This window comes from Streptomyces sp. NBC_00572 (assembly GCF_026341815.1).
In the GTDB taxonomy this organism is placed as follows: Bacteria; Actinomycetota; Actinomycetes; order Streptomycetales; family Streptomycetaceae; genus Streptomyces.
Window position 1 is genome coordinate 2,180,917 of the sequence record NZ_JAPENX010000001.1, and the last position, 19,032, is coordinate 2,199,948.

The window sequence follows — 19,032 nt, forward strand, 5'->3', positions numbered from 1 at the left end:
CCGATCTCGCCGTGTGATCCACGAGGCGCAGGTTACATGTCCTCTTGGCGTTCGCGAGACTTGAAATCTCACTTGAGTTAAGCAGAGGGCCCCGGTGCGGTTACTGGGGCCCTCTAGCTTGATCATAGTTATTAGTGGGTGGGCGACTTGGGCAGTCGTGCCTCGTCGCCCCCATTAGACAGGACGTTCGTTACTGCTAGCCGGTGACCGCGGCTTATCGCGATGCGAAGGATGTCCCGGAGGGTCTGACTCAAATCAGCTGCCAGGCCGTGGAGTCTCTCCGGATCCATATCCGGGTCGCTCAGGACACCCAGTGTGTCCTTCACGAGGCTGGCGGCCCACTCCAGCTGAATCGCTTCTATGGTGTCGGCCAGGCCGAGAAAGACGGTTGCTGGCGCTGTCGGTGCTCAGGTACGAGGGCTTGCCGTCGGGGCCCGACCACGGCAGGAGGCGGAGCTCGTTGTTGAGGGTCATCCTTCCTGTCCTTTCTCGTCGGTTGCGTGGTGCGTGGTGAAGAGCAATTCGGCGCGGTCGCTGGGGACTGCCAAGAGGGCTGCCTCGACCACACGGCCAGTCGTGTCCGTCGACACGCGGGTGATGGAGAGAACGGCCAGCGTCGAGCTGATGCGGAGAGTGGAGGCTTCCTCAGAGGTTGGGAGTCGGGCGCTGACCTGGTCTCGGCTTTTCGCCACGCTGGATCGGTGCTGAGGGAGCTCGGCTGCCGCCAAGTTCTGCGGGACGTAGATGCGGGCCATGCTGTGCGGCAACTCCCCCTGGTGAGTGAGGTAGAGGAACTCGGTGAGCGGGGTGCCCGAGGGGACCTTGAGTAGGGGGATCAGGCCGCCGCGCGCTCGGAGGTTGGTGGTGCGGATCGTGATGTGGAGGTCTGCATCCGGGGTGAGGCGGCCGTCCGCGTACGTGAGTCTCCGAAGAGGGACGCGGACGAAGTTGCCCTTTCCATGGATCTTCTCGATCAGGCCCTCGGCCTGCAGGAGCGCGAGGGCGTTGCGCAGGGTCGGCGTGCTGACCTTGTAGTCCGCGGCGAGTTGGGGCTCCGAGGCCAGGCGGGCGCCAGCCTTGAGGGTGCCAGCGGTGATTTGGGCCCGGAGGTCGTCGGCGATGGTGTGGCGGAGGGATGGCACGGGGTCGATCACCACCTTCTGAGCACGCGTACGGCGATCAGGCGCGTACAGGTGTGCATGGTCAGGAGTTCGCCCGACTCGAAGAGGAGGCGCTTGGCGCCGCCGGGGAGTTGGCGGAGGTCAGCCACTCGGCACGGCTGGCCGCCGATCTGGATGACGTCGCCGCGCTGCACGGTGGCCGTGGTGATCTCGACTGGGGAGGCGAGTGCCCCGCCGAGGGGCAAGCCGTTCATGAGGCAGCCTCCGGCGCCGTGGTCGTGGAGTGGCAGGGGCAGACGCACAACTCGTAGATGACCGGGATATCGATCGGTGCCGTCGTCGGGCAGGAATGCGCGCACTCGTGGTGGGTGCCGATCCGGCATGGGCTGGACCGGTAGGGGGTGGCTGCCGACGGGGGAACGCGCGTCATCCGTGGACCTCCGCCGGCGTGAAGCACGTGTGGGCGAGGATGTGGTGCGGGACCGGCGCCGAGCGTTGCCGTGCGCGCTGCTCGCTGGCCAGGACGTACGGGCGAACAAGGGCGGTCTCCTCGCCCGGGAAGAAGTCCGTGCCGCCGCGGAACTGCCGAAGGAGCAACGTCAGTGCGTCGGACGGGTTGGGGTGGATCAGGGTCTGGCGGGTGGGCTTTAACGCGTCGCGGTGCCGGGGCTTTTGGGAGTACCGCTCCCTGGTGCGCGCGATGGCGCGGCGGATACGGTTGAGCACGCTGATCAGCTCCTATCGCTGATGGCCGGGTCCCCGGACGTCGCCTGTCGCGGGGACCGCTTTGTTCACGGCGGCCCATAGGGTGCGGCCGCCCAGGCTGGTGGCGAGGAGACCGAAGCGGTCTGCCTGTGCCATCACTTCCAGGACCTCCCGCCATGTCTCGGCGGGGAGGGATTCCGGTACCTCCGCTTCGATCGACGTGTGTCTGGTGTGATCGAGCACGCGTGTGGTCAGTCCGATGGCGGACAACCGGGCGGCGAGGGCCTCCGCGCTTACTTCTGGAGCAGGCACAGGGCAGCCTCCGTCACCGGCGATCACTTTCAGTGAAGCTAGTTAACTAGATTAGAGCTAGTGGACTAGATTTTCCATATGCCTGAGCAGCCGCCCTATCTCCGCATCGCCGACGTACTCCGGCAGCGGATCGCGGAGCACGAGTGGACCCCTGGAGACCGGCTGCCCTCTCGGGCCCAGATCGGCCAGGAGTGCGGGGTTGGCGAGAACGTCGTCCGCCGGGCCCAGGAGTTGTTGATCTCCCAGGGTGTGTTGGAGGGGCGGGCCGGGTCCGGGACCTACGTGGCCGAGCCCCGGGCGCGGGTGCGGATGGTTCGGTCCGCGGCGCGTGAGCAGCCTGACGGGTCGCCGTTCCGGGCGGACATGAAGGCCGTTGGGCGGAACGGCGGCTGGGAGAGCCGGACCGATGCGAAGGTGCCCGCGCCGGCGGAAATCGCTGCGCGGCTCGGGATCGGTGAGGGCGAACTGTGCGTCCGGACCGTGTACGAGTTCCTCGCCGACGGACGGCCCGTGCAGTTGTCGACGAGCTGGGAGCCGTACGACCTCACTGGCGGGACTCTCGTCGTCCTTCCCGAGGGCGGGCCTCACGCCGGAGCTGGCGTCGTGAACCGCATGGTGGAGATCGGCATTACGGTCAGCCATGCCGTCGAGCAGCCGGAGCCGCGGCAGGCGACCGCCGAGGAGGCGTCGCTCCTCGGGATTCAGAAGGCCGCGCTCGTCACGCACATCCGGCGGACGTACTACAGCGACCAGGGCCGGCCCGTCGAGACGGCCGACATCATCGTGCCAGCCGCTCTCTGTGAGATCGTCTACGAGGTTTCCGTCAGTCGCTGACGGAATCTACCATCGAACTCCGCTCTCCTCTATGGCAGCTCCTGTCCAAAGCCGCCGTATCGACCTGATGTGTGGCGCAGAATGCTACCGCCCTGAGTCGCTTCGCGGGCCTATGGGGAGTCGTGGCCCTTTGTGGTGATCGTCCAGCGGCTCTGCAGGTGAGAGATTCGCCCCTTCTTGTCGATTCTCCATCGCCTTCCGAGTGCGTCTCGGAACTTAAGGTCGACCGACTTGTCCTCGATCAGGAACTTTCCTGACACCATTCCGTCGTCAGCGGGGCGCATTCTGACGGTGTGCGTTGTACTGCTGGGGGACCAGTCCCCTCTCTCCCCTTTAGCGACCGGCTCCCGAAATGACTGATTCGCAGGTAGCTCGGCCCATTTTGCAAGTACCCTTCCAGAATTCGAGTCAGCAACTTCGATTTCATAGGCAGGGGCATTTCCGGCGTTAACGATGGTCACATAATAGGGCCCTTGAGTTGCTTCGTATTCCGTGGTGATCCACGCCGCAATCTTTCCTGCGTATTCGCGCTTCTTGTCATTCTGGCTGCGCAAGAAGGAAACGGTTGCTATTCCTAGAGATAGACTCGTAATGGTTGTTCCGACCCAAACTGGCACGCTGCCCCAGTCGGCTCCGAGCCAACCCGCTGACGTAGAGTCAAGTGCCGATACCATGTTCGAAAAGTAGCGGCTCGCCCCATGGGGCCGCCACTCTCGCTACGCCTTTCGGGTCACATCTGATCGAATCCAGCAGTGCGGGTCGCGCCACGCACCCCTCGTCGAAGCCCGATGTAAGGCCGCAGCGCGTAAGCCGCCGCTATGCAGCCAGTGCAGTGAAGCGCCATTGTGATCTCAATCGAACATTGGAGCTGACGGACAGTCCTAGCTGCTGGCTCGCTGAGGCGGCGCCGCGCGGCCAGAGTCTTGAAGCACTGACATCCACCGCCGACATCAACGACTGTGGACAGCGGCAGCATGGGACGGTTGGCCGTAGCGTCGTTGCTAAAGGTGAGAGCAAGCACGACGGCGGTCCAAGCGAACTCCTAAAGCGGGTGTCGCAGGTTCGAATCCTGCCGGGGGCACAAGCGGAAAGACCCCGGACCGATCACGGTCCGGGGTCTTCGGCGTCTGCGACTGGCCTCAGCGCCCGGGGCGCGGCCTGAACCGTCCCTACCGGACGACGACGTTGTGCGCCGGGATGATCGTGGGCTGCAGGTCGGCGTGGCCAAGGTCGGCCAGGACCGGGCCGAAGAGCTTCGCGTGGGTTTCCAGGGCCTCGGCGCTCTCCCAGACCTCGGTCACGCGGAAGCCTCCGTCGACCGGCCCCGCCGCGTGAGAGACGAGGCCTGTGTTCGGCAGGTCCGCGAACTGCGTGAAGCCCTTTCCGCCGGTCACGCGTTCGATGACTGTGTCGTACAGGTCCTGTCCGGCGCCAGGGAGGTCGAAGGTGACGATGATGGCCATGGAGATGCCCCTATCTCGGTCCGCCGCACGGCTGCGACAACGCCCGAGATCCTAGCGGTAAGTAATCCCATGGGTTCACACGGTGACGGTCCGCACGGGGCGGCGGCTGTTGTGGGGGGGCGGGGGTCGTTCTCGTGGCGGGGCGGGGTGGCGTACGCGCGGCTCGTCGGGGCCGTTCCCGCGAGGCCTCCGGGGGCGGCTGCGTGCCGAAGACCGGTCAGCGGAGTTCTTCCGGGCAGGCCGTGCCCCGGGAGAGTTTGTACGGGGCCGCCAGGCGGTAGACGCCCGGTTTCGGGGCCAGGAGTTCCGTCCACTCGTCGCCCTCCGCGTCCGCGTCCGCCTTGAAGAGGCAGCCCTCCTCGTTGGCGAAGACCTTGGGCAGCTCCGTGTCCGACTCCTCGCGTGCCAGTTTCGAGGCTTCCGTCTCCTGCGGGGGTTCGATCTTGCCGCCGTTCTCGTCCACCAGGGCCAGCCACGGGGAGTACGGGACCCGGATGAGGACCCGGCCGGGGGTTCCGACGCGGATCACGACCTCGTTCTCCTCCGCGCTCTGCACCTCGGCCGGCGGGGTCGCGAGGGGGCTCGGGTTCTCGACCTCGTACAGGCGCCAGTTCTCGTCCGACCAGACCTGCGTCAGGTACGGCAGACCCTCGCCGACCAGTTCGGCCTCCTGCTCGGCGCCCGAGTCGGGGGCACCCGTCGGCAGGACCACGTAGTGGACGGCCCAGCGGTCGAGCCACTCCTCGTAGTTCACGGCGTTCAGGGTGTCGTCGTAGAAGAGCGGGTTCCGCTCCATGTCCGCCTGCCGGTTCCAGCCCCGCGCCAGGTTGATGTACGGGCTCAGCGCCGAGGACTCGCGGTGGCTCGACGCCGGTACGACCTCCACCCGCGCCTTGCGCGCGTCCCGCACCTGGAGCTGGTTGATCAGTGGCGCGAGCTCGCGCGCCCAGGAGGCGTCCGGGGCCGTGCGGATGACGTCGTCGACGCCCTTGAAGCCGATCCAGAAGTTCAGTCCGGCGAAGGCGAGCAGCAGCGCGTACCAGCGGCGTGAGCGCGGCGCCGTGTACGGCAGGGCCGCGAGCAGCACGACACCCGCGAAGAGCATCGGGAGCCGCGAGATGTTCGAGCCGATCTGGGAGTCGATCAGCCAGGTCAGCAGCGTGCCGATCGTGTACACCGCCGCGGCGGTGCGGACCGTCCGCCAGTCCTTCGGGACGAGGAGGAAGGTCAGCACTCCGAACAGCAGCGGCAGCGCCGTCGACCCGAAGGCCATCGGCTGCGTGCCCGAGAAGGGGAACAGCCAGGAGGAGAGGGCGACGACCGCCACCGGGGCCAAGCCGAGCGCGTACGCGCCCGGGCGCCGGCGGTTCAGGAACAGCGCCGCCGCCGCCACTCCCAGGAAGAGGCCCGCGACCGGGCTGCACGCCGTCGCCAGGCCCGCGAGCGGCGCGGCCACCGCCGCCTTCGCCCAGCGCTTGCGGCGCCAGCGGTGCGGCCAGCAGAACACGGCCGCCACCGCGCCGACCGCGAACATCATGCCGAGGCCGAAGGTCACCCGCCCCGACAACGCGTTGCAGAGGAACGCGAAGACACCCGCGATCGAGCAGGCGAGTGGGTTGCGGACCGCACGCACCCGCACCAGGATCAGCGCGGTCAGTCCCGCCGACAGCGTCCCGGCGATCATCATCGTGCTGCGCACACCGAGCAGCGACATCAGATACGGCGACACCACGCTGTACGAGACCGGGTGCATCCCGCCGTACCAGGCCAGGTTGTACGCCGAGTCCGGGTGCCGGCCGACGAACTCGGCCCACGCGTCCTGCGCCGCCAGATCGCCGCCGCTGTTCGCGAAGAAGAAGAACCACAGGATGTGGGTGACGGCCGCAAGGCCGGTCGCCGCCATGACCGTGTAGCGGCGCTTCCGCCGCCGGACCGGGGCCGGGGAAGGGGACGCCGGGGCCGGCCGTTGCGCCGGAAGCACTATTCGCGTGAGCGAATCACGAGACGCGTCGGCATCGGTGTCGGCGTCCGCATCCGTGTCGGCGTCGGCCTTGGCACCGGCGCCACCTTTGGCATCGGACTCTTCGGGGTCAGGGACGGAGTCCACGCGGTCGGACCGTGTCGGCTCGGCGCGTGTCGGCTCGGCGGTGGTCACTGCGGCCCTTTCCCGTGCTGCCCGTCTCGCTTCTCTCGCGTGTGTCACGCGTCGTGCTCGTCCCCCCGAAAACGCTAACAGCTGGGCGCCCCGGAGAACCCGGGGAGCCCAGCCGAGCGGGTGGCCGGTCAGCCCACGCGGGTCAGCTTCTTGTCGAAGCCGGGCTCCACCAGGTCCGCCTGGAGGGCGACCGGGGAGCTGACCTTGCCGGCGCCGGTGCCGATCGACACCTGACCGACGACGTCGCCCGCCTTGCCCGTGTGCGGGACGGCCTTGCCGCCGTTCGTCAGCTGCAGCTTCACCCGGAGGCCCGGCCAGCCGATCGCCTTGAGCTCCTTGGTGGCCACGACCGGCGTCCGGCCGCCGAGGCCGTCGTCGATGTAGCCGAGGACCTGGCCCTTGCGGACCACGGCGGCCGAGGTGACGTCCTTCTGTGCCTGCTGGATGATCTTGTAGCTGTTGTCGATGGCGAGCTGGAGCTTCTCACCCAGCTGCACGGCGTCCTTGGCCCCCATCACGATGCCGAGGATGCGGCGGTTCTTGCCGTCCACGACCGTGTTCGCCGACCAGAGCAGGTTGCCGCCGGCCGGGGTGGAGGAGCCCGTCTTGATGCCGCTGACACCCGGCTTCAGCAGGATGTTGTTGTTGTTCTCGATCCGGCCGGGAATGCCGTCCACCGTCAGGTTCGGCATGTTCACGATCTCGCGGAACACGTCGTACTGCATGACCGCCTTCGCCAGCTTCAGCTGGTCCTGCGGCGTCGACACAGTGCTGTCGAGCAGACCCGACGGGTCGGTGTACGTGGACTGGCTCATGCCCAGGTCCTTCGCGGCGGCGTTCATCTTCTCGACGAACGCGGCTTCCGAACCGGCGTCCCAGCGCGCGAGCAGCCGGGCCACGTTGTTCGCGGAGGGGATCATGAGGAGCTCCAGGAGCTCCCTCTCCGTGTACGTCTGACCCTGCTGGACCGCCGCCGTCGACTCGTGCTCCGCCTTGCCCTGCTCGGCGGCCTTCGCGTCGATCTCGATCTCGGGGCCCTTCTGACTCCCCTTGAGCGGGTGGTCGCGGAGGATCACGTACGCCGTCATCGTCTTCGTGACGCTCGCGATCGGGGCCGGCTTCTGCGCCCCGTACGTGCCCATGGAACCGACGCCCTCGACCTCGACGGCGCCCTGCCCCTCGGTGGGCCACGGCAGCTTCAGCTCGCCGCCCTCGAAGGTGAAGGTCGGCGCGGCGGAGAGCGTCAACGCGGGTGCGGGCAGCGGACGGACCATCTGCACGATCGCAAACACGATCAGGAGCAGCAGGACCAGCGGGGTCCAGATCCGCAACCGGCGCATCGTCGTCCGCAGCGGGGTCGGCGGCGGGGGCGGGGTGTTCGTCAGCTCGGCGAGCAGGTCGAGCGGGGGCAGCGGCGGGAGCGGCTGCTGCCGCGTCCGCTCCGCCTCGACGATCCCGGCCGCCGGCCCCGCGGCCGGCGTCGGCTTCGGTGTCGCTACGGGGATGGGGGCCGGGGTCGGGGCCGCCGCGGCGGGCTTCGGCGCCTCGGGCGTCCTCGGGGCCCTGGGGGCCTCCTGCGCCTTCTGTGCCTTCTGCTCGGCCGGGATGTCCGCCCGCAGCGGCAGGAAGGTGCTCGTGCGCTCGCTGTCGGAGTCCGCGGTCAGGGACGGCGGGAGCTTCAGCGCGGTGGTCGGCTGGTCCACGGCGGGCGCGGCCGGCAGCCGGACCGCCTTGAACATCGTCGTCGGCTGGTCGACCGGCTCGTCCTCGACGTCATCGGCCGCGTCGACCCCATCGGCCGCGTCGACCTCATCGGCCGCGTCGTCCTCGTCGGAGTCGGCAGGCGTCTCGGCCGCGGGCTGCTCGGCCTCCGCCGACTTCCGCGCCGCGAACCAGGAGTCCGCGGAGGAAGCGGAGGAAGCGGAGGAATCCGCAGGGGCCTCCGCGGAGTCCGTCACGGAGTCCTCGACAGGCTCCTCGTCCGCTTCGTCGTCCGCCTCGTCCTCGGGCTCGTCGTCCTCCGGCTCATCCGCGGGCTCGTCCTCGACGGACTCGTCCGGCTCCGAATCGCCCTCATCGGGCTCGTCGAGCTCCTCGCCCTCCTCGGACTCGGACTCGTCCTCCGCCTCCGGCTCCTCCGCCGTCGCCACCCAGGCCGCCACCGCGGCCTTCAGACGGTCGCTCTCGGGCTCGGGGGCCGTCTCCGACCCCTGCTCCGACTCCGCGTCCGCCTCCGGCTCCGCAGCGGCCGACGGCGCGTCGTCCTCCGGGGTCCGGGGCGCGAGGGTCTTGAAGACGGCCGTCGGCTGGTCCACCTGAACCGACGACGCCGGGGACGACGCCTCCGAGGACGAGGACGAAGAAACCGAAGCCGACGACGAGGCGTCTGACTCACGGAGTACGGAAAGCCGCGGATCCCGGCCGCCGCCCGAGGCCTTCGTCTCCTGAGACGACCCCTGCTGCTCCGCCTTGTCGGGGGACTCGCCCGCCACCGTGCCTCCTCCATGCGTCGTGCGTACGTACGGACCATGTACCGGTCCGTGTACCAGTGTCCTGTGTGAACCCCTTGGCCCCCGTGCTAGACGAGAACGACATACCTACTGGTTCCCGGATGAACCACCCAGGCACTCTCGACAGATGAATGTGAGAGGGGTCACCCTGTCATTCATCCACGCGGGGAGGCATGGATGGGCAGGAGCCGCAGAAGTATTCCGGAAGAGCTTCTATTGCTCGCTCTGGACCCGACCACGGGTACCACTGCGCAGCCGCAGTCGCTCGACCTCGGCCTGGCCGGTGCACAGCTAGTGGAGCTGGCGCTGGCAGGTCGGATAGCCCCTGACGGGGATCGTATCGCCGTGGTGATGCCACGGCCGACCGGAGATCCGACCTTGGACTCCGCACTGGAACTGCTGCGCAGGCGCGGCAGCCCGGTTCGGGCCGTCCACTGGATCGGCGGGCCCCGACTGGGGCTCCGTCAGACGTATCTCTCGCATCTGGAGCGATGCGGCATGGTGCATGCCGTGGAGGGCCAGATGTGCGGGGTGTTGCCGACGACTCGCTACCAGGCGACGGACACGGCGATCAGTCGGGAGATCCGTTCCCGGCTGGACAGTGCGATCCGCACCGGCGTACCGCCGGACCCGCGGACCGCGGCGCTTGCCGCGCTGGCCCACGCGGTCGGTCTCGGGAAGCACCTCTACCCCGGCAACGAAGGACGGTCGTCGCGGTCCCGGCTGCGCGATCTGATCCGGCACGACCCGATGGGCGGACTCGTGGCGCACGCCGTGATGGACGTCCAGAACGGCGCGGCTGCACAGCCGCGCCGGAGCGCCGCGGGTGTCCCGGCGCAGCCTCGCGGCAGCATGGTCCGCGCGGCGGCGCACTGAGCACTCCGCACGCACCAAGGAACCAACCCGGGAGCCGCACAGGTGTGCGGGGCGGTCTGGACGGCCGCCCCGCACACGTACGGCGTTCCCGCTTTCCCGGCGCACCGGGCTTCACCGGCGTTCCCGGCGGGCGCCATGACGGGGCACGGTCGTTCCCCGGCGCATACGTTGTGGTCATTTTCCAGCGCACACCTGGGCTTTGGTGGCAGTCTGCCAAGCGGTAGATACTCACAGCTACGCAGCAGACAGCCGGAGGTGCAGTTTCCGTGGCGTCCAACGTCAACCCCACCGTCAGGCGACGCCGATTGGGCCAGGAGCTGCGCAAGCTCCGGGAAGCGAAGAACATGACGGCCGAGCAGGTGGCCGAGCGTCTTCTCGTCTCCCAGTCCAAGATCAGCCGGCTGGAGAACGGCCGTCGCTCCATCAGTCAGCGCGATGTGCGTGACCTGTGCGGCGTGTACGAGGTCGAGGACGAGCGCATGGTCGACTCCCTCATGCAGATGGCCAAGGACTCGCGCCAGCAGGGCTGGTGGCACGCCTTCGGCGACATCCCGTACAGCGTCTACATCGGCCTGGAGACCGACGCGGAGAGTCTGCGGATGTACGAGCCGCAGATCATCCCGGGTCTGCTCCAGACGCACGCGTACGCGGAGGCCGTGATCTCCGGCGCGCTGCCGGAGTCGGCGCCCGCGGACATCGAGAAGCGGGTCACGGTCCGTACCCGCCGCCAGGAGCGGATCCGGGACGAGGACCGTCCGCTGCGGCTGTGGGCGGTCATCGACGAGGGTGCGCTGCACCGGATCGTCGGCAGCAGGCAGCTGATGGTGGAGCAGCTGGAGCACCTCATCGAGCAGTCCCACCTGCCGCACGTGACCGTGCAGGTGATCCCGTTCGAGATGGGTGCGCATCCGGGGATCAGCGGCCAGTACTCGATCCTGGAGTTCCCTGACACGTCCGACTCCAGCGTCGTCTACATCGAGGGCGTGACGAGCGATCTGTACCTGGAGAAGGCGCAGGACGTCGGCAAGTACAGCGTCATGTACGAGCACCTCAGGGCGCAGGCGCTGAACGTCGAGCAGACCCGCGACTTCATCTCGGAGATGGTGAAGAAGCACGCCAGGGGCTGAGCCGAACGGCCTTGCGCGCCGGTCCGAAAACAGCGGGGCGGGTACGGTACACCGCGTACTCGCTCCCACGGAAGCTCAGTTGGAATATGCCACTCGGACGTGTGAACGCCGGTCCCGCCGGGCGGGACCAGCAAGTAGCGTCGATCACGCCGGCAAGAACGTTGGCGCGACATCCACTGGCAGAACCGGAGCTGAGCAGCATGGCGATTATTCAGGGTGGCACCGACACCTGGACGAAGTCCTCGTATTCCGGAGGGAACGGGGCCTGCGTCGAAGTGAAGTCCCCCCTCGTGGCCGCGATCGCGGTGCGGGACTCCAAGGCCCCCGAGGGTCCCTCCCTCTCTTTCGGACCGGGATCGTGGAACGCCTTCGTCGGCGAGGTGAGCAACGGGGCTCTCTGAGCCCCGCCGCTCAAGCCGTCACCACCAGCAGTACGAAAGAGCCCTCTCGACCGGTCCGCCGTCCTGGCCGAGGGGGCTCGGCCTTTGCCCGGATACGGCCGATCGGATACGACCGACCGGATACGACCGACCGGATACGACCGGCTGGATACGGCCGACCGGCTACCGCAGTTGGTCCACGTACCGGTCCGTCCCCGGCACCGTCGGGATGAAGGGCGCCACCAGCTCCACCCGGCCGAGGCCACCGTCTCCGCCGCCGCCCAGCGTCTCCAGGTCCGCGAAGTGCTCCGTCCAGCACTCCCTGGGGTCCCGGTCCAGGAACCACAGCAGGGTCAGCCGGGTGTCGACGCCCTCGACCTGCTTCACGTACGTCATGCGGTCGCCGGGGAGCGGGGTCGGGCGGAAGAGCGTGACCATCGCCGCCGGTGAGCCGGCGAGGCGCCGGGGCAGGTCCCGGGTCCGGAGTCGTTCGAGGAGCTCGGCGCGTTCCTCCGGGCCCTCGGAGTCGATCACCTGGAGGATCAGGCCCGCGTAGGGGTGGTCGAGGGCGTGGAAGTCGCGCGGGCCGGCCGCCCCGTCGCGGTAGACGGTCGCCTCGTGGTCCTGGAACGCGGTGAAGACGTGGGTCCGTTCCTGGTGGACGCGGGCATCGCGGTTGAGGCGCTTGTTGATGCCGACGGTCCACTTCATGTGGTCGTCGTAGCGGCCCTCGGTGATCCAGTACGTGGAGAGGTAGCAGCCCGCGGTGACGGGCCGGGCGACGGCGGACTTCTCCGGGCCGCGCAGGTCCTGGAGTTCGCGGGTGGCGACCCAGCGGCGGCCCGCGTACATCCAGGGCATGGCCATGGCGCCGGCGTAGTAGTGGTCGTCCTCGTACCAGCGGTTGTACGCGTACTCGTGGCCCGGGTGCGGCTCGACCATGGTGATCAGCGCGTGGCCGGGCCGCACCCCGTACGGGCCGACGGACGCCAGCTCCGCGTACGTCTCGCTGCGGGTCTCCTCGCTCATCCTCGTTCCCCTTCCCTTGTCGGCGACTCGGCCCTACTCTGACGGACCGTCAGATCGATGAACAGGCCCAGGGAGGACCCGAATGCTGCTCCAGGGGAAGACGGTCGTGGTGTCGGGTGTCGGCGCCGGGCTCGGCCATCGGATCGCCGAGACGGTCGTACGGGACGGGGGCAACGCGGTCCTCGGGGCCCGCACCGAGGCCAACCTCGCCAAGTCCGCCGCCGAGATCGACCCGGAGGGGCGCCGCACCGCGTACCGGGCCACCGACATCACCGACGAGGAGCAGTGCGAGGCCCTCGCCGCCCTCGCGACCGAGCGCTTCGGCGGGATCGACGCGGTGGTCCACGTCGCCGCCTGGGACTCCTACTTCGGCGGCCTCGAAGACGCCGACTTCGCGACCTGGCAGGGGGTGCTCGACGTCAATCTGCTCGGGACCCTCCGCATGACCCGGGCCTGCCTGCCGGCGCTCAAGGAGCGCGGGGGTTCGGTGGTCCTGATCGGTACGCAGTCGGCGGTGGCCGCGCCCACACAGGTGCGGCAGGCGGCGTACGCGGCCTCGAAGGGGGCGCTGACCTCGGCGATGTACTCCCTCGCGCACGAGCTCGGACCGCACCGCATCCGGGTCAACACCGTACTGCCCGGCTGGATGTGGGGTCCGCCGGTGCAGGCCTTCGTCCAGTTCACCGCGCACACCGAGAAGGTCCCGGAGGCGGAGGTGCTCGCCCGGCTCACCGAGCGGATGGCGCTGCCGGAGCTCGCGACGGACGGGGACGTGGCGGAGGCGGCCGCCTTCCTCGCCTCGGACCGGGCGCGGGCGATCACCGGACAGTCGTTGCTGGTCAACGCGGGTGAGCTGATGCGATGAGACCCAGCGGGGCCTCCTGAATCCATCCGAGACAAGTTCATAGACATGAACAAGGGTCAGTAAACAGAACGATTTTACTGTCCCTTGACCCTCCATTGCATTGTCCCTGCCTTGCAACTCGCCACACCATGAACGGCGTTCACAAGGCGGACCAGACCCCTGGAGGGGGCTCTCCATGAACAGTCTCGACTGGGCCGTGCTCATCGGCTACTTCGGCGTGATGGTCGCGATCGGCGTCTGGTCCCACAAGCGCGTGGACACCGTCTCCGACTTCTTCACCGCCGGCGGCCGGATGCCCTGGTGGCTCTCCGGTATCTCCCACCACATGTCGGGCTACAGCGCGGTGATGTTCACCGGATACGCGGGTATCGCCTTCACCTACGGCGTCACGTCCTACGTCACCTGGTCCTTCCCCATCGCGATCGGCATCGCCATCGGCGCGCACCTCTTCGCGCCCCGGCTCAACCGGCTGCGCTCCCGCCTCAAGGTGGCCTCCCCGCTCGAATACCTCAAGGACCGCTACAACCTCCCGACCCAGCAGGCCCTCGCCTGGTCCGGCGTCCTGCTGAAGATCGTCGACGTCGGCGCCAAGTGGGCCGCCATCGCCACCCTGCTCTCCGTCTTCACCGGCATCTCCCTCAACCAGGGCATCCTCATCACCGGCGTCGTCACCGGCATCTACTGCACGGTCGGCGGGCTCTGGGCCGACGCCCTCACCGAACTCGGCCAGTTCGTCATCCAGCTCCTCGCCGGCGTCGCCATGCTCGTCGCCGTCCTCGGCAAGCTCGGCGGCTTCAGTGCCCTGTGGACCGTGTGGGACCGGCCCGAGCTCCAGGGCCACACCGCGCCGACGGCCGGCCCGTACACGCTGACCTTCCTCCTGGCGTACCTCTTCATCAAGACCTTCGAGTACAGCGGCGGCATGTGGAACCAGGCCCAGCGCTACATGGCCACCCCCGACGCCCGTGCGGCCACCCGCTCCGGCCGGCTCTCCGCGGTGCTGTGGTTCGTCTGGCCGCTGGTCCTCTTCTTCCCCATGTGGGTCGCGCCGCTGCTCGTCGACCCGAAGAAGCCCGACGCCTCCGACTCGTACGCCCTGATGACCGAGCAGCTGCTGCCGCACGGCCTCCTCGGCCTCGTCGTCGTCGGCTTCTTCTCGCACACCATGGCCATGTGCTCCTCCGACGCCAACGCCATCGCGGCCGTCTTCACCCGGGACATCGCACCCGCCCTCAGCAAGGCCGCCCGCGGCTGGACGCAGAAGGCCGGTCTGGTCGCCGCGCGCTGGTCGACGATCGCCTTCCTCGCGCTGTCGATGGCGGTCGCCACCCAGGTCAACTCCCCCACCTTCAAGGACATCATCACCGTCGTCATCAAGTGGGTCGCCGGACTCATGGGGCCGATCGCGATCCCCTTCATGCTCGGACTGCTCCGCGCCTTCCGGAAGTCGGGCCCGACCGCCGCGTTCGTCTCCTGGGCCGCCGGACTCTTCGTCTTCTGGCTCACCAACTACGGCCTCGACGGCATCGAGCTCCAGATCCAGATCGTCTCGCCGCTCGCCACGTCCCTCGTCCTGTACGTCCTCATCGGCTTCGTCCGCCCCGAGGACACCCCGGAGCGGGACGCGCTGCTCGCGAAGATCGGCTCGGACGGCGACGGGGACGGGACCGGCGCCGCCCGGATCCCCGCCCAGACCGGGCCCGAGCGGGCCGCCGATCAGCCCCTCGGATAGCGCGCCAGCCAGCCCGGCGACGACTCCACCGGGCCGTGCAGGGCCGCCCCCTGCGTCATCTCCATCGAGAAGTCGTCCGCGAGCTCCAGGACCGTCGCACGGCCCTCCAGTTCGGCCAGCCAGGCCGGCGGGAGGGCCGTCTCGCCGTGCAGGGCGCCGAGCAGCGCGCCCGTGAGCGCCCCCGTCACCGCCGAGGGCCCGTCGTGGTTCACCGCGAGCCGCAGCCCGTGCCGTACGTCCTCGCCGACCAGGGCGCAGTACACGGCCGCCGCCAGCTGCCCCTCCGCCCGGTCCTCCCCCGCGCCGAGGGCGGCCACCCGCTCCGGGTCGGGAACCCCTTCCCGTACGGCTCCGAGTGCCTGGCCGAGTGCCTCGGTGACCGGCTCGTGGCCGGGGCGCGCCGCCAGCTGCCCCAGGGCCCGGTCCACGGCCGCCTCGACGGAGCCGCCGCGCGCGAGGCCGTGGACGACGACCGCGAAGGCTCCCGCGGCCAGGCCGGCGGCCGGAGCGCCGTGGGTCTGTGCCGCGCACTCCACGGCGAGCTGGCAGACGAGCTGCGCCTCCCAGCCGACGAGCAGCCCGAAGGGGGCCGAGCGGACGAGGGCGCCCGAGTCGGCGGCGGTGGGGTTCTTGGGCTTGTCGAGGGTGCCGAGGATGTCGTCGCCGAGGCCGGTGAGGCAGGCGCGGGGCGGGTTGCGGCGGGCGTAGAGCCACTCCTCGCGGGCGAGCCAGCCGTTGTCCTTGCGGCGCTCGTCGGGGCCCCAGTCGCGCTGGGTGGCGGCCCAGCGCAGATGCGCCCGGTGGACGTCGGTGGGCGGGTGCCAGGCGCCGGTGTCGCGGCGGACCTGGGCGCGGATCAGTCCGTCGACGGTGAAGAGCCCCATCTGGGTCGCGGCGGTGACGGCGCCGCGGCGGCCGAACGCGGGCGCGGGCTCGCCGAGTCCGTCAGGTCCGTGGGCCTCGCGCACCTCGGCGAGGGTGAGTCCGTCGACGGCCGCGCCCAGGGCGTCACCCAGGGCTCCGCCGAGCAGACAGCCCCGTACGCGGGCCCGGAAATCCTGCTGTTCGGCGCGGCCCCACACGGCCGCGGCTGTCGTGGCCACGACGTGCCCTCCCCCCGTAGACCGGTCTGCTCAGCACTGTAATGGACCGGGTACGTCCGTTCGGGGACCGGAACGTTATGTGATCCGACGCCCTTCAGGCCGCTTTTGACCGAAGAGCGCCGGACCCGTCCTCTACTCCTGCGGCAGGACCGGAAGGAGTTCCGGGAGGTGGCCGTCCGAGGCCCTCGCCGTGCGCTGCCGCTCCTCCGGCACCTCGCCGTAGAGGGTCGTCCGGGGCTTCGCCGGGCGGCCCGCCGCCTCCGCGATGGCCTCCAGGTCGCGGATCGAGCGGTACGAGCCGTAACTCGACCCGGCCATCCGGGAGATGGTCTCCTCCATCAGGGTGCCGCCCAGGTCGTTGGCGCCCGAGCGGAGCATCTCCGCGGCGCCCTCCGTGCCCAGCTTCACCCAGCTGGTCTGGATGTTGGGGATGTGCGGGTGGAGGAGGAGCCGGGCCATCGCGATGACGGCGCGGTTGTCGCGGGCCGTCGGGCCGGGGCGGGCGATGCCCGCGAGGTAGACGGGCGCGTTGGTGTGGATGAAGGGGAGGGTCACGAATTCGGTGAAGCCACCGGTCTCCTGCTGGATGCGGGAGAGCGTGCGGAAGTGGCCGAGCCAGTGCCGGGGCTGGTCCACATGGCCGTACATCATCGTGGACGAGGACCGGATGCCCAGTTCGTGGGCGGTGGTGATCACCTCGATCCAGGTGGCCGTGGGCAGCTTGCCCTTGGTGAGGACCCAGCGGACCTCGTCGTCGAGGATCTCGGCGGCGGTGCCGGGGATCGAGTCGAGCCCGGCCTCCTTGGCGGCCGTGAGCCACTCGCGGATCGAAAGCCCGGTCCTGGTGGCGCCGTTGACGACCTCCATCGGCGAGAAGGCGTGCACGTGCATGCCGGGGACGCGCTTCTTCACCGCGCGCGCGATGTCGAAGTAGGCGGTGCCGGGCAGGTCGGGGTGGATGCCGCCCTGCATGCAGACCTCGACGGCGCCGACCTCCCAGGCCTGCTCGGCGCGGTCGGCGACCTGGTCGAGGGAGAGGGTGTACGCGTCGGCGTCGGTACGGCGCTGGGCGAAGGCGCAGAAACGGCAGCCGGTGTAGCAGACGTTGGTGAAGTTGATGTTCCGCGTGACGATGTACGTGACGTCGTCACCGGACACGGACCTGCGGACGTCGTCCGCGATCCGGGTCAGCGCGTCGAGCGCGGGCCCGTCGGCGTGCAGCAGGGCGAGCGCCTGGGCGTCGGTGAGCTTCGTCGGGTCGTCGGCGGCGACGGCGAGCGCCTCGCGGACGTCGGCGTCGACCCGCTCGGGGACCATCCCGGGGGCGGCGGCCTCGCGCAGTGCCTCCCAGTCGCCGTACACCTCGTCGAAGTCGTCGCGCCGGTCGTGGGTGCGACCGGTGGTGTCGATGGTGGTGTGCAGATCGGTGCGGCCGGTGGCGGTGAACACCTCGTCGGGCTCCTGCCAGGGCAGGCCGCGCACGGGCGCCTCGGGGTTCGCGAGCCCCGTCTCGGGGTCGGCGAGGGCGCGGACGTGCGGGAGGAGCCGGGGGTCGAGCCAGGGCTCGCCCCGGGTGACGAACTCGGGGTAGACGCAGAGGCGCTCGCGCAGCTCGAAGCCGGCGGCGCGGGACTTCTCGGCGAGCTCCTCGATCCGCGGCCAGGGCCGCTCCGGGTTCACATGGTCGATGGTGAGCGGGGAGACCCCGCCCCAGTCGTCGATGCCGGCCGCGATGAGCCGCTCGTACTCCGAGTCGACGAGGTTCGGCGGGGCCTGGAGGCAGGCGGAGGGGCCCATGATGTGCCGGGCGACGGCGACGGTGGCGACGAGGTCGTCGAGTTCGGCGTCCGGCATTCCGCGCATGGCCGTGTCCGGCTTGGCGCGGAAGTTCTGGATGATCAGCTCCTGGATCGAGTGGTACGCGCGGGAGACGCGGCGCAGCGCGAAGAGGGACTCGGCCCGCTCCTCCAGGGTCTCCCCGATCCCGAGGAGCAGCCCCGAGGTGAACGGCACGGACGACCGCCCGGCGTCCTCCAGGACCCGGAGACGCACGGCCGGCTCCTTGTCGGGGGACCCGTAGTGGGGGCCGCCGGGCTCCGACCAGAGGCGGGTGGCGGTGGTCTCCAGCATCATCCCCATGGACGGGGCGACGGGCTTGAGCCGCTGGAAGTCGGTCCAGGAGAGCACGCCGGGATTGAGGTGGGGCAGAAGCCCGGTCTCCTCCAGGATCCGGATGGCCATGGCCCGTACGTACGCGATGGTGTCGTCGTACCCGTGGGCGTCGAGCCACTCCCGGGCCTCCGGCCAGCGGTCCTCGGGCTTGTCGCCCAGGGTGATCAGGGCTTCCTTGCAGCCCATCTCGGCCCCGCGCCGGGCGATGTCGAGGACCTCGTCCGGCGACATGAACATCCCGTGCCCGGCCCGGCGCAGCTTGCCGGGGACGGTGACGAAGGTGCAGTAGTGGCATTTGTCCCGGCAGAGCCGGGTGAGCGGTATGAACACGCTCTTCGAGTACGTGATGACCCCGGCCCGCCCGGCCGCATCGAGCCCGGCGTCCCGCACCCGCCCGGCGGAGGCGACCAGATCCGCCAGGTCCTCCCCCCGCGCCCGCAACAGCACGGCCGCCTCACCGACATCGAGCGCGACTCCGTCCCTGGCCCGCTTGAGGGCACGGCGCATGGCGTTCGCGGTGGGACGAGCTTCCTGGTCATCCGTCATGAAACGAGCATACGAGCGGGCGCGTGGGAGAAGGTTGGGGTCCCCACCGGAACCGGCCAGGCCCCGGCCGCGGGTCGGCACCGCGCCCGGGTCGGCACCGCG

Annotated in this window: 17 protein-coding genes; 6 read left to right on the forward strand and 11 right to left on the reverse strand. The window is 69.6% G+C overall.

What is annotated here, in order from left to right:
• Window positions 1-470 precede the first annotated feature (470 nt).
• The 4 genes from OG514_RS09845 to OG514_RS09860 all read right to left on the reverse strand — a co-directional run bounded on the left by OG514_RS09845 (window position 471) and on the right by OG514_RS09860 (window position 2,138).
• Entirely contained in the window at window positions 471-1,154 is a 684-nt protein-coding gene (locus OG514_RS09845; protein WP_266900809.1) for a GntR family transcriptional regulator, read from the reverse strand.
• A complete protein-coding gene (locus OG514_RS09850) occupies window positions 1,151-1,375 on the reverse strand; it encodes a hypothetical protein (protein WP_266892968.1) in 225 nt (74 codons plus the stop codon). The genes OG514_RS09845 and OG514_RS09850 overlap by 4 nt, the downstream gene beginning before the upstream one ends.
• 172 nt (window positions 1,376-1,547) lie before the next feature.
• A complete protein-coding gene (locus OG514_RS09855) occupies window positions 1,548-1,847 on the reverse strand; it encodes a hypothetical protein (protein WP_266892970.1) in 300 nt (99 codons plus the stop codon).
• Window positions 1,848-1,859: 12 nt separating this feature from the next.
• A complete protein-coding gene (locus OG514_RS09860) occupies window positions 1,860-2,138 on the reverse strand; it encodes a hypothetical protein (protein WP_266900810.1) in 279 nt (92 codons plus the stop codon).
• A gap of 78 nt (window positions 2,139-2,216) precedes the next feature.
• Here OG514_RS09860 and OG514_RS09865 point away from each other — a divergent pair, with 78 nt between their 5' ends.
• Complete coding sequence (locus OG514_RS09865) at window positions 2,217-2,972, forward strand: GntR family transcriptional regulator (protein ID WP_266892972.1); 756 nt, start codon at window positions 2,217-2,219, stop codon at window positions 2,970-2,972.
• A gap of 110 nt (window positions 2,973-3,082) precedes the next feature.
• On the opposite strand, the gene OG514_RS09870 is transcribed toward OG514_RS09865, so the two are convergent.
• From OG514_RS09870 to OG514_RS09885, 4 genes are all read right to left on the reverse strand, one after another.
• Window positions 3,083-3,526, reverse strand: coding sequence for a hypothetical protein (locus OG514_RS09870; protein WP_266892974.1), 444 nt, complete (start codon window positions 3,524-3,526; stop codon window positions 3,083-3,085).
• A 615-nt stretch (window positions 3,527-4,141) separates the two neighbouring features.
• Window positions 4,142-4,435, reverse strand: a complete 294-nt coding sequence (locus OG514_RS09875) for a hypothetical protein (protein ID WP_266892976.1) — start codon at window positions 4,433-4,435, stop codon at window positions 4,142-4,144.
• Between the two features lie 217 nt (window positions 4,436-4,652).
• Window positions 4,653-6,338 (reverse strand): MFS transporter, encoded by a 1,686-nt coding sequence (locus OG514_RS09880; protein ID WP_323181514.1) that lies wholly within the window; start codon window positions 6,336-6,338, stop codon window positions 4,653-4,655.
• A gap of 380 nt (window positions 6,339-6,718) precedes the next feature.
• Window positions 6,719-9,082 (reverse strand): D-alanyl-D-alanine carboxypeptidase family protein, encoded by a 2,364-nt coding sequence (locus tag OG514_RS09885; protein ID WP_266892978.1) that lies wholly within the window; start codon window positions 9,080-9,082, stop codon window positions 6,719-6,721.
• A 195-nt stretch (window positions 9,083-9,277) separates the two neighbouring features.
• On the opposite strand from OG514_RS09885, the gene OG514_RS09890 reads away from it, so the two are divergent.
• The 3 genes from OG514_RS09890 to OG514_RS09900 all read left to right on the forward strand — a co-directional run bounded on the left by OG514_RS09890 (window position 9,278) and on the right by OG514_RS09900 (window position 11,504).
• Complete coding sequence (locus OG514_RS09890; RefSeq protein WP_266892980.1) at window positions 9,278-9,976, forward strand: GPP34 family phosphoprotein; 699 nt, start codon at window positions 9,278-9,280, stop codon at window positions 9,974-9,976.
• A 266-nt stretch (window positions 9,977-10,242) separates the two neighbouring features.
• Window positions 10,243-11,103 (forward strand): helix-turn-helix transcriptional regulator, encoded by an 861-nt coding sequence (locus OG514_RS09895; protein WP_266892982.1) that lies wholly within the window; start codon window positions 10,243-10,245, stop codon window positions 11,101-11,103.
• A gap of 200 nt (window positions 11,104-11,303) precedes the next feature.
• Window positions 11,304-11,504, forward strand: a complete 201-nt coding sequence (locus OG514_RS09900) for a DUF397 domain-containing protein (protein ID WP_266892984.1) — start codon at window positions 11,304-11,306, stop codon at window positions 11,502-11,504.
• 162 nt (window positions 11,505-11,666) lie between these two features.
• On the opposite strand, the gene OG514_RS09905 is transcribed toward OG514_RS09900, so the two are convergent.
• Window positions 11,667-12,512, reverse strand: a complete 846-nt coding sequence (locus OG514_RS09905) for a hypothetical protein (RefSeq protein ID WP_266892986.1) — start codon at window positions 12,510-12,512, stop codon at window positions 11,667-11,669.
• A gap of 82 nt (window positions 12,513-12,594) precedes the next feature.
• Here OG514_RS09905 and OG514_RS09910 point away from each other — a divergent pair, with 82 nt between their 5' ends.
• Together OG514_RS09910 and OG514_RS09915 are read left to right on the forward strand one after the other, a co-directional pair.
• Entirely contained in the window at window positions 12,595-13,377 is a 783-nt protein-coding gene (locus OG514_RS09910; RefSeq protein ID WP_266892988.1) for an SDR family oxidoreductase, read from the forward strand.
• A gap of 175 nt (window positions 13,378-13,552) precedes the next feature.
• Window positions 13,553-15,109 (forward strand): sodium:solute symporter family protein, encoded by a 1,557-nt coding sequence (locus OG514_RS09915; protein WP_266892990.1) that lies wholly within the window; start codon window positions 13,553-13,555, stop codon window positions 15,107-15,109.
• On the opposite strand, the gene OG514_RS09920 is transcribed toward OG514_RS09915, so the two are convergent.
• Both OG514_RS09920 and OG514_RS09925 read right to left on the reverse strand, forming a co-directional pair.
• A complete protein-coding gene (locus OG514_RS09920) occupies window positions 15,094-16,212 on the reverse strand; it encodes an ADP-ribosylglycohydrolase family protein (protein ID WP_266892992.1) in 1,119 nt (372 codons plus the stop codon). The two genes, OG514_RS09915 and OG514_RS09920, sit on opposite strands and share 16 nt — an antisense overlap.
• A gap of 132 nt (window positions 16,213-16,344) precedes the next feature.
• Window positions 16,345-18,930, reverse strand: a complete 2,586-nt coding sequence (locus OG514_RS09925; protein WP_266892994.1) for a bifunctional FO biosynthesis protein CofGH — start codon at window positions 18,928-18,930, stop codon at window positions 16,345-16,347.
• Window positions 18,931-19,032 lie beyond the last annotated feature (102 nt).

What these genes read in the sequence shown, in the direction of transcription:
- OG514_RS09850 (WP_266892968.1), bottom strand. Translation starts at nt 1,375, where the DNA reads ATGAACGGCTTGCCCCTCGGCGGGGCACTCGCCTCCCCAGTCGAGATC.
- OG514_RS09865 (WP_266892972.1), top strand. Translation starts at nt 2,217, where the DNA reads ATGCCTGAGCAGCCGCCCTATCTCCGCATCGCCGACGTACTCCGGCAG.
- OG514_RS09875 (WP_266892976.1), bottom strand. Translation starts at nt 4,435, where the DNA reads ATGGCCATCATCGTCACCTTCGACCTCCCTGGCGCCGGACAGGACCTG.
- OG514_RS09880 (WP_323181514.1), bottom strand. Translation starts at nt 6,338, where the DNA reads ATGGCGGCGACCGGCCTTGCGGCCGTCACCCACATCCTGTGGTTCTTC.
- OG514_RS09890 (WP_266892980.1), top strand. Translation starts at nt 9,278, where the DNA reads ATGGGCAGGAGCCGCAGAAGTATTCCGGAAGAGCTTCTATTGCTCGCT.
- OG514_RS09900 (WP_266892984.1), top strand. Translation starts at nt 11,304, where the DNA reads ATGGCGATTATTCAGGGTGGCACCGACACCTGGACGAAGTCCTCGTAT.
- OG514_RS09905 (WP_266892986.1), bottom strand. Translation starts at nt 12,512, where the DNA reads ATGAGCGAGGAGACCCGCAGCGAGACGTACGCGGAGCTGGCGTCCGTC.
- OG514_RS09910 (WP_266892988.1), top strand. Translation starts at nt 12,595, where the DNA reads ATGCTGCTCCAGGGGAAGACGGTCGTGGTGTCGGGTGTCGGCGCCGGG.
- OG514_RS09915 (WP_266892990.1), top strand. Translation starts at nt 13,553, where the DNA reads ATGAACAGTCTCGACTGGGCCGTGCTCATCGGCTACTTCGGCGTGATG.
- OG514_RS09925 (WP_266892994.1), bottom strand. Translation starts at nt 18,930, where the DNA reads ATGACGGATGACCAGGAAGCTCGTCCCACCGCGAACGCCATGCGCCGT.